A 9,654-nucleotide genomic window follows, 5' to 3' on the forward strand; every position below is an offset into this window, starting at 1 on the left:
GCTGCGCTTCGGCATCGAACGGGCTGGAGAGAAGCGCCGCGACGGCGCCGGTGAGAACGAGTGTGTGCGACCATGAACGCATGGCGGACCTCTTCGTGCTGTCGCGCGTGCGCCCCCGTAGCGATGGGGTCGCTGCGCGTTCCTCCGCTCGCCGCGGACGTCGTGTCCTGCTTCAGTCCGGCCCGGTTTCCGGCGCCGCGAAGCGGATAACATTGGCCTGCGCTTTGAGACGCATCATCAAAGCGTCGACATCCGCCTTGGCCAAGGGGCGGTCGCCGACGCGAAGGCGATAAAGGCCGCCGGGCAGCGGCCCCGCGACGATCGAGGCGCCGTTGGCCTGAAGCAGTTGCGCGACGGCGGCGACGCTTGCGGCCGGCTCGAACGCCACGAGTACGATCGCTCCGTTGCGGCCCCCTGGACTCGGCTCGACCGACGAAAGCGCATAGGTCTTCGGCCGCCAAGACAGCAATTCGCCGATCACACCGGCTTGCGCCAAAACGAGAACCGCTGCCGCGATTGTTCCCCAGGCGATAGCACGGGGCCGCCAGCCGGGCACACGGATGGCGATCCAATCCGCCACGTCGAACCACGGTGTCTTGGCTGGCCTTTCCGCGTCAAGCACCGCAAAAAATCGCGCGGCAGCCGCCCGCGACGGCGCGCCGAGCGCTTCGTTGCCCTCGATCGAGGCCGTCTGCTCCTCGAGGATCAGCGCGAGTTCGCGCTGCAGCGCGGGGTCGGACGCGAGCGCGATGGCGACGCGGTGGCGCTCGCGTCCAGCCAGCCGGCCGCTCGCGTACCAGGGCAGCAGATCGGCAATCTCGCGGCCGTCCATCTGAACTTCATCGGTCATGGCCAGCCTCGATCCAAACCATTGTCTCCGGCGATCTCCGCCAGCCGCTTGCGGGCGTAGAACAGCCGCGTCTTCACCGTGTTTTCCGGAATGGCGACGATGCCGGCCACCTCCTCGATGGACATCTCATGGTAGTAGACCAGATCGATGATCTCACGGTGTTCGCGCGACAGCTGCTCGATGCACCGCCGCAAAATATCGCTCTTGTCGTGCTTCTGCTGGATTTCTTCCGGATTGTCGGCATCGTCTTTCACCGCGTCCAGAACCTCCTTATCCAGGCTCCGATGCGTCGGCTTGCGTAGAGCCGACAGAGCCTTGAACCGTGCGATCCCGATCATCCAGGTCGAGACGCTGGATCGACCTTCAAAGCGGCCAGCCTGCTGCCAGACATCCATAAAGACGTCGCTAATCAGGTCCTCGGCAAGCGCTTCGCTACGCACCATTCGCAGGACGAAGCGGAACACGCGCACGTGGTGCCGTGCGAACAGCACCTGCATCGCGGCGCGTTCGCCGGACGCGATACGAGTGATCAGGCTTTCGTCCGAGGCCGCATGCATCGCCGCCCTCTTCCGGTCCGCCGCTTATCTGTCGCGCCAAAGGACCAAAACGTTCAACTGGGCGAAAGATTTGTTCAAGCGTCAGAAGATGTAAAGCGGAAGAAGATATGACGATGGGGAACTACGACGCTTTGCATCGGCTCATCGTCAGCGCGACTCGACGATCAGGCCCCTGGACGTCTCGAGCGCGGGCCGACCGCCCTGGCGCGTCATGGCCTTCAGCCGGCCGGCGCCGGGAATCACGTCGCCGATCTTGTAGACGACGAGGCTGTCGTTGATTTCGACGAGCGCATTGTCGCCGTCGATCTGGCGCAGCAGCATGTTCGCCAGGATCGGCCTGCTGTCGTGGGACGTTGCACTCGACGCGGTCGACGGCACCGGCGCGCTTGGCGCCCGCTGCGGGATCGAGCCGGTGACGACGGGATCGATGTCGTCGGCGATGCCGACGACCGGCGCCAGCACCGCTGCGGCTGCCACAGGCACCGCATGGGCGCGCGGACTCAACTGCGCGAACACCGTGAAATACGGCGAGGGCTCGTGGCTCGCCGGTCCATGCATGTTCGTGTAGAGCGCGAAGGAGCCCGACGCGAAAGCCATCGCGCAGCCGGCTACCCCTAGCATGCCCTCCGAGGTGAAGGCGCGGGCGAAAATCTTGCCGCTCCAGGATGCGGGACCGATGACGGGCATTCGAGCTACCTCCCTTTCCCCAAAGCCTCGGCCAGTTCGCGGAACGCATCCGTGCTGGTCGACGTGTGGGGTGACTGAATCATGGCATCGTAAATAATTGGTACCAAGGCGACGGCCTGGTCGAGTTCGGCATCCGCGCCCTGCTGGAACCCGCCCATCAGGCGCAGATCCCGGGTTTCTTCGAAGCGGGAAATCATCGAGCGCAGCCGGTTGACGAGGTTTCGTTCCTCAGGCGACCAGACCTGATGCGCGAGGCGCGAAATCGAGGCGAGCACGTTGATCGCGGGATAGCGCCCGGCATCGGCAATGGCGCGATCCAGCACGATGTGCCCATCGAGCGTGCCGCGGATGGCATCGGCGATCGGGTCGTTGTGATCGTCGCCGTCGACGAGCACCGAAAAAATGCCAGTGATCGAGCCCTTGCCCTCGACGCCGGGACCGGCGCGTTCCAGCAACTTCGGCAGGCTTGTGAACACGCTGGGCGCATAGCCTCGTGCCACGGCGGGTTCGCCGGCGGCCAGCGCCACGTCGCGCGCGGCATGGGCGAAACGGGTTACCGAATCGATCATCAACAGCACGGAATGGCCCTGATCGCGGAAATACTCGGCGATGGTCGTCGCGGTGCGCGGCGCCATCTGCCGCATCATCGAGCTTTCGTCGCCGGTCGCCACCACGGTCACCGCCAGCGCCCGGTTGGCGCCAAGCGATTCCTCCATGAATTCGCGCACCTCGCGACCGCGTTCGCCGACCAGCGCGATGACGACGGTGTCGAAGCCTTTGCAGCCGGCCAGCATGCCGAGCAGCGTCGACTTGCCGACGCCGGAGCCGGCAAAAATACCAATTCTCTGGCCGGCGCAGATGGGCGTAAAAATATCGATCAAGCGGACGCCCGATTTCAGCGATTTCTTGACCCGGCCGCGGCTGAGCGCCGGCGGCGGTTCGCCGTCAGCGGCGTAAAGATCCGGGCCGGGACGCAGAGGACCGCCGCCGTCGACGGGTTCGCCGAGCGCGTTGATGACCCGGCCTTTCCAGCTGGCGTCGGGCGCGAGCGCGACCGGCTCCGCGAGATAGATCGCGGCGCCGAGGCCGACCTCGGCCGTCGAGTCATAGGGTTTTATCGTCGCGCCGTTGCGGTCGACGCGCACGACCTCGCCGTGGCGGCGTCCGCCAGGCTGGAGCGCGACGCAGTCGCCGAGTTTCACGAAACGCGACAGGCCGCTGACCCGATAGGCCGTGGGCGTGACTTCGGACACGGTTCCGCTGATCTGCAGCAAGGCGCTGCGCGATGCGACGCGCGCGGCGGCATCGCCAAGGTGCTGCAGGGCCAGCGTCATGACGCTTCAGCCAAGATGGAACGTGGCGCGACGATCACGAGGTCGAACCCAGCGTCTTGATCGCGTCCGTCAGGGTCGACTCGCTCGACTGACTGCCGCTCGACACCGAATCGAAGGCGCGTTGCACCGCGATCAGCTTGGTCATTTCCAGGATCGGGTTGACGTTCGATCCTTCCGAAAACCCCTGCTCCATCGAGTTGACGGAAAAATCGAGAATAGGCGTCGGCGCAACATCCGGAATGACCGCGGAATTGCCGAAGCGCGTCAGTTTGGCGCCGTCGGGAATTGCGTAAAGACCGAGCGCCCCGACCTGCTTGCCCGCCTGCGTGATCATGCCGTCGGCCGCGATGCTCGGCGACCCGCCGTCGGCCTGCAGCAGCATCGACGCGCCGCCTGCATCGAGAATGGGGTAGCCGTTGAGAGTCTGCAGTTCGCCGGCCTGGGTCATCTGCATGCGGCCGTCACGCGTGTAGGCGGTGCCACCCGGCGTCTTGATCGCCAGCCAGCCTTCGCCTTGCACCGCCACATCGAGGGGGTTGTCGGTCCGCGTCACCGATCCGGCCGCACGCGATATGTATGTCGCCCCGGTCGCGACGAAAGCGGTCGGCGTCTCGCCGGCCTTGGACAAGGCGGTCTCGAAGGTGACGCCATCGGCGCGAAAGCCGCCGGTGTTCATGTTGGCGACATTATTGGAAATCGTGTCGACGCGGTTCTGCAGGGCCACCTGCGCGGACAGCGAGACGTAAAGATTCGAGCGCACGGGTCAGGCTCCTTCGCGCTGCCAGGCCCGGCTTGCGCGGACAGCAATACGGGCGGCAGTCAGGTGTGTCGTTGAGCGCAGGCTCACGATCGGTCTCGTGGTGATCACCCGCCGACCATGGCGCAGCAAACTTGCACGAAGCTGATGCGGGCAAGGCGGCACACTGCCGCGGAAATCTTCGACGTTTGGCCTAGCCGGCCCGCACCTCGTCAGCCTCGGGCAAGGCAGACCTGTTGGATTGGGACCAGGAATTAGAGGAGAACGGCCTTGAGCTTTGTAGTCGGCATCGTCATCGCAATGGGCTGTATGCTCGGCGGCTTTGCCTCGGTCGGAGGCAAGCTGAGCGTGCTCTGGCAGCCCTCGGAATTCATCGTCATATGCGGATCGGCGCTCGGCACGTTCATCGTCGCAAACCCGCTTTCGACGATCAAGGATTCCGGAAAGGCCATCCTCGAAGCCATCAAGGGAAGCGTGCCCAAGAAGCGCGACTACCTCGATGTTCTCGGCCTTCTCTATGTCCTGATGCGGGAGCTGCGGGGCAATGCCCGCAACGAACTCGAAGGGCAGATCGACAGCCCCAAGGATTCCGAGCTGTTCCAGCGCTTCCCAAAAGTCCTGGCCGACAAGGACATGACCGCGTTCATCTGTGACTACTGCCGGCTGATCCTGATCGGCAACGCCCGCACGCACGAAATCGAAGCGCTGATGGACGAAGAGATCCAGACCATCAGCCGCGACAAGATGAAAGCCTACCAGGCGCTCACATCGGTGGCCGACGGCCTCCCCGCGCTCGGCATCGTCGCCGCGGTGCTCGGCATCATCAAGGCGATGGGCTCGCTCGATCAGTCGCCCGAACTGCTCGGCGAGTTGATCGGCGCCGCGCTCGTCGGAACCTTCGCCGGCATCTTCATGTCCTACGGTCTCGCCGGCCCGCTCGCGCACAAGATAAAAGTGACGCGTGAAAAGAAGTGCCGTCTTTACATCATCATCAAACAGACCTTGCTCGCCTTCATGAACGGCGCCATGCCGTTGATCGCCCTCGAGCACGGCCGCAAAACAATCTCGGCCTATGACCGGCCCTCGATCGACGACGTCGAGAACGAGACGATGAATGGCGGTTCGGAAGCGGCTAAGGCGGCGTGATGAGCATGGCATCCCTCGGCTCAAACGATACCACGGCAGGCCATGCCAACCAGGCCTCGCTCCTGGGCGGCGGATCGGCGACGATGGATGCGCCGCCGCTTCTCGAAGACGCGCTCGACCGGATTGCCGAAGTCTGCGGCGCGCGGTTCGAGACGCTGGCCGGCGAGAACATGACGGTCACCTGCATGCTGGTCTCGCTGACCACCGAAACGGCGGCCGACGTGATGGCCGCCCACGATCCGGCGGCGATGAGCGCGCTCTTCGAGATCCCGATCATCGGATCGCGGCTGCTCGTCAACTTGGAGGACTCGCTGCTCCAGCTCGTGATCGAGCTGATGTGCGGCGGCACCTGCAGCGAGCCGGTCGCCGACGCGCCGCGCGCCGGGACGAGCATCGATCGCCAGTTCGCCCGGGTCATTTTCAACCTGCTGACATCGGTCATCGAGAAGCAGTGCATCAGCTTCGGCCTCGGCGGCATCACGCTCGGTCAGGTTCAGGGCAAGATCGACGTCGCGGCGCTCGGCAAACGGAACACGAAGGTTTCGATCGCCACCCTGAGCGTCGAGTGCCTCGGCCGACGGGCGAACCTGCGTCTTGCCTTTCCGCAGGCGATCACGGATCGCTTCCGGCAGGACATGCTGCCCAAGACCAAGGACGTGCCGAAGACCGACCCGGCGTGGACCGAGCGGTTCCAGTCCGAAATCGGCCGCGCCGTGGTCCGCGTGGACGCCTTCCTCGCCGCCGATACGCTCACGCTCGGCCAGATCGCGACGCTCAAGATCGGCCAGATCCTGACGCTTCCCAAGTCGGCGCCATCGACCTGCGAGCTGCGATGTGACGAGAAACCGTTGTTCCGCTGCGAACTCGGCCAGGCGGAGGGTCGCTATTCCCTGCGCATCGAAGAAAACCTGCCACGCGCGCCCGCAGACGATGCGGTTGCCCAACCCCGTCTCTCACCGCTTTTCGATTTTTCGTGATGCCCACCGACTCCGAGGCTGTCTCAATGTCTGATGTCTCTGCTTCTTTCGACGAGGAACTCAACGCCGTCGGCCTGATGGCTGCCGCGAGTGCCGACCCCCGGCATCTCGAATCGATCCTGCGCATTCCCGTGGCCGTCCAGGTCATGCTCGGCTCCGCCACGATGCCTGTCGCCGACCTGATGAAGCTCGGCAAGGGCGCCGTCATCGCGCTCGACCACGGGATCGGCGAACCGGTCGACGTCGTCGTCAACGGACGCGTCGTCGCCCGTGGCGAAATGGTTGTGCTCGAAGACGATCCGTCGCGCATCGGCGTCAAGCTGACCGAGATCGTCGGTTCGTCGACAGCAGCCGCTTAGCAAGGCCAGATTGATGCTCGAAGCGACCTACGACATCGACCAGGGCTACCGGCCGCTGCAGGGCCCGGAAAAGGTGGCCGCGCTGCTGCTCGTCATGGGCAAGCCGCTCGCCAGCAAGCTCCTCGTCCATTTCGATGCGGCCGAACTCAAGCTGATCACCCGGTCGGCGGCCGAATTGGGCTCGGTGCCGATCGACGTCCTGGAAGAGCTCGTCGAAGAATTCGCCGGCGATTTTTCCAAGGAACTCGAACTCCACGGCACGGCCGACCAGGCCGAGGGTCTGCTCGCCGGGGCCCTCCCCCCGGATCAGGTCGCCGACATCATGTCCGACGTCCTCGGCAGCTCGAACAAGACGATCTGGCAGAAGATCGCAGCCGTGACGCCGCGGCTTCTCACGGACTACCTTCTGATGCAGCACCCCCAGGTCATCGCGCTCGCTCTTTCCAAGGTCGACGCGGGCGCCGCCGCCGAAGTCATGGCCCTGATGCCACGGCCGGTTCGCAACGAAACCATGCGCCGTCTGCTCAGCCTGCGACCCGTTTCGGATCCACCGATCCGCCTGATCGAGGTTCGGCTCCACGACGAACTGATCGTCAACCCGCCGCGACCGGCAGGCGCATCGGCCAGCAAGATGGCCGATATCATCAACAAGATGGCGCCGGAGCACATGCACGAGCTGCTGGAGTCGCTGGAACAGGACCGGCCGGAAGAGGCGGAATTCCTGCGCTCGAAGCTGTTCTCCTTCGACGACCTCGTCAAACTGCCGCAGAAGACGCGTCAGGTTCTTTTCGAAAAGGTCCCGAGCGAACGGATCGTGCTGGCCCTCATCGGCACCGACGAAGAATTCTGCGCCAACGTTCTGTCGTCTTTGACCGCACGCGCCCGCCGTCTCGTCGAAAACGAAATGAGCAATGCGGGCTCGGCCGCGCAGAAAGACATCGCGGCGGCGCGGCGCGCTATCGTCGGCATGCTGCTCGAGATGGCGGAAGCCGGCGAAGTCGAGTTGCGCGCTGACGACGATCTCGACTAGGCCCCGGCGGATCCTTCATGAGCGATCAGTCATCGGCCGAGGACAAAACAGAAGACGCCACCGACAAGAAGGTCAGCGACTCGATGGAGCAGGGCAATACGCCCCACTCCCGCGAGGCCTCCGTCTTCATGTCTCTCGCTGCCTCGCTCATCGTCGTATCGCTGGTGCTGAAGGAAAACATCGGTCCGCTCATCGATACGATGTCGCAGGTGTTCGCGAGTCCCAGCCGCTTTCCGCTGAACACACCGGCAGATCTCATCGCGCTAGTTACGGTCCTTGGCGTAGCCGCGGCGACGTTCCTCCTTCCGATGATGTCGATGATGATCGCGTCGAGCGTCGTCGCCGCCTTCGTTCAAGGGATGCCGCAAGTTTCCTTTGCCAGAATCAAGCCGAAGTTCTCGAAGCTGTCGCCGGCGGCAGGGCTGAAACGCATGTTGAGCCGCCAGGGCCTCATCGATTTTCTCAAGAACGTCGCAAAGTTCACCATCGTCTGCATCGTAGCCTACATGGTCCTGCACGGCGACTTCGAGAAACTGGTCCAATCGATTTTCGTCGATCCGTCCAAGATGGGCGCCACTGTCATGGACATGATCGTGCGGTTGCTTTCGGGGACCTGCGTTGCTTACGGCCTGATTACCGGCGCCGATCTTGTCTGGACAAAGATCAAGTGGCGCAAAGACCTGCGGATGACCAAGCAGGAAATCAAGGATGAAATGAAGTCGTCCGAAGGCGACCCGATCTACAAGGCCAAGCGCCGCTCGATCGCCCTCGATCGCCACAGGCGCCGCATGATGGGGTCCGTTCCCAAGGCGACAATGGTCATCGCGAATCCCACCCACTACGCGATCGCGATCCGCTATGTCCGCGAAGAAGGCGGTGCGCCGATGGTCCTGGCCAAGGGACAGGACCTGATTGCTCTCAAGATCAGAGAAATCGCCGAGGCTCATGGCATTCCCGTGATCGAAGACAAGGCTCTGGCAAGGTCCATGTACGATCATGTTGAAGTGTCAAAAATGATTCCTGCTGAATTCTACAAGGCCGTTGCTCAACTGATTCATTTTCTTCAAGCCCGCGCACCTCGTTCTTCGCGTTCATCCTGAAGGTTGCCGATGCCGAAAACACTGACGAGACTGGACTTTGCCCGCACGAAGATCGTCGCGAGCGGCATCCGCGAATTCGCCGCGGAGCTTCGGCTGATCGAGGTGAGCGATCTCATCGCTTTCATTCATGGCGAGAAATACGCCAACATCGAGGATCTCGTGAACTCCTCGACGGAGTTGTTCTTCAAGCAGGGAACGATGAATTTTGCCTGGGCGGCTGCCTTGGACGTCACGTGGAACGACGCGCCCACGATCATGATCGACATGGAGTTCCACCATATGTCGGTTTCCGCCTTCTTTACCCTGACGCTGAAGAACACCTACGGATGCATCGACATCAAACATATCTGGTTCGCGACGCCATCCTTCGACGAGGACTACGACACGGCGCGTCTGGCCGATGCCATGGCTGACGCCCGGCTTGTCAAGGCGAATGTCGGCGTCAACTTCAAGGCCATCTGATCATGACCGGGACGGGCCTCGAAAAGCGAGTATCGCCGGGAACTGCCGCGGCGCTTCGGCGCGCGAAGTCCGCTACAAAACTGTCGATGCCATGCGCGAGACCATAACGGAGGATGACGCGCCGGACGCACAGAAGCGGCGCGCACAGGTCGTGCAGGGGCGCAAGATCCCAGCGGGCTCCTCGGCGCCGGAGCTGCGTCACGAGTTCACCTACAGCATCATCGAGGCGGCGCCTCTTGCGGCGATCAGGAGCGACAAGCGGCGGACCGAGCGGCTGCGCACGCGGCTTCGCGGCGGCCTTCTGTCCGACCCGCGGAACAAAGTCATCGTCGAGTGTCTGATCCAGGATCGATCGCGGACAGGCGCGCGGCTTCGTCTCGCCCAGGACCGACCCT

11 protein-coding genes and 1 pseudogene are annotated in these 9,654 nt (G+C 63.6%); 7 read left to right on the forward strand and 5 right to left on the reverse strand.

Annotation, left to right across the window (positions count from 1 at the left end; translation table 11 throughout):
- Positions 1–172: 172 nt before the first annotated feature.
- The 5 genes from GSQ79_RS07440 to flgF all read right to left on the reverse strand — a co-directional run bounded on the left by GSQ79_RS07440 (position 173) and on the right by flgF (position 4,188).
- The gene (locus GSQ79_RS07440) at positions 173–850 is read right to left on the reverse strand and encodes a hypothetical protein (protein WP_158808084.1); all 678 of its coding nucleotides are present in this window, start codon (positions 848–850) and stop codon (positions 173–175) included.
- Entirely contained in the window at positions 847–1,407 is a 561-nt protein-coding gene (locus tag GSQ79_RS07445; protein WP_158808085.1) for a sigma-70 family RNA polymerase sigma factor, read from the reverse strand. The genes GSQ79_RS07440 and GSQ79_RS07445 overlap by 4 nt, the downstream gene beginning before the upstream one ends.
- A gap of 147 nt (positions 1,408–1,554) precedes the next feature.
- Positions 1,555–2,094: a hypothetical protein gene (locus GSQ79_RS07450; protein WP_158808086.1), complete on the reverse strand. Its 540-nt coding sequence runs from the start codon at positions 2,092–2,094 to the stop codon at positions 1,555–1,557.
- Between the two features lie 5 nt (positions 2,095–2,099).
- Positions 2,100–3,428, reverse strand: a complete 1,329-nt coding sequence (gene fliI / locus GSQ79_RS07455) for a flagellar protein export ATPase FliI (RefSeq protein WP_158808087.1) — start codon at positions 3,426–3,428, stop codon at positions 2,100–2,102.
- A gap of 34 nt (positions 3,429–3,462) precedes the next feature.
- Positions 3,463–4,188, reverse strand: a complete 726-nt coding sequence (gene flgF / locus GSQ79_RS07460; protein ID WP_158808088.1) for a flagellar basal-body rod protein FlgF — start codon at positions 4,186–4,188, stop codon at positions 3,463–3,465.
- 267 nt (positions 4,189–4,455) lie between these two features.
- Here flgF and motA point away from each other — a divergent pair, with 267 nt between their 5' ends.
- From motA to GSQ79_RS07495, 7 genes and pseudogenes are all read left to right on the forward strand, one after another.
- The gene (gene motA / locus GSQ79_RS07465; RefSeq protein ID WP_158808089.1) at positions 4,456–5,331 is read left to right on the forward strand and encodes a flagellar motor stator protein MotA; all 876 of its coding nucleotides are present in this window, start codon (positions 4,456–4,458) and stop codon (positions 5,329–5,331) included.
- Positions 5,331–6,308: a FliM/FliN family flagellar motor switch protein gene (locus tag GSQ79_RS07470; RefSeq protein ID WP_158808090.1), complete on the forward strand. Its 978-nt coding sequence runs from the start codon at positions 5,331–5,333 to the stop codon at positions 6,306–6,308. Before motA ends, GSQ79_RS07470 begins: the two co-directional genes overlap by 1 nt.
- 77 nt (positions 6,309–6,385) lie before the next feature.
- Positions 6,386–6,667 carry a flagellar motor switch protein FliN gene (fliN, locus tag GSQ79_RS07475; protein WP_246725168.1) on the forward strand — a complete coding sequence of 94 codons (282 nt, stop codon included), beginning with the start codon at positions 6,386–6,388 and terminating at the stop codon, positions 6,665–6,667.
- A 13-nt stretch (positions 6,668–6,680) separates the two neighbouring features.
- On the forward strand, positions 6,681–7,697 hold the full coding sequence (locus tag GSQ79_RS07480; protein ID WP_158808092.1) for a flagellar motor switch protein FliG: 1,017 nt from the start codon (positions 6,681–6,683) through the stop codon (positions 7,695–7,697).
- An 83-nt stretch (positions 7,698–7,780) separates the two neighbouring features.
- Complete coding sequence (locus GSQ79_RS07485) at positions 7,781–8,797, forward strand: flagellar biosynthesis protein FlhB (RefSeq protein WP_256378995.1); 1,017 nt, start codon at positions 7,781–7,783, stop codon at positions 8,795–8,797.
- A gap of 9 nt (positions 8,798–8,806) precedes the next feature.
- On the forward strand, positions 8,807–9,259 hold the full coding sequence (locus GSQ79_RS07490; protein WP_158808094.1) for a hypothetical protein: 453 nt from the start codon (positions 8,807–8,809) through the stop codon (positions 9,257–9,259).
- A gap of 91 nt (positions 9,260–9,350) precedes the next feature.
- Positions 9,351–9,654, forward strand: a pseudogene (locus GSQ79_RS07495) (hypothetical protein); the annotation flags it as partial.

It is taken from the genome of Beijerinckia sp. L45 (assembly GCF_009765775.1).
Classification (GTDB): domain Bacteria; phylum Pseudomonadota; class Alphaproteobacteria; order Rhizobiales; family Beijerinckiaceae; genus RH-AL1.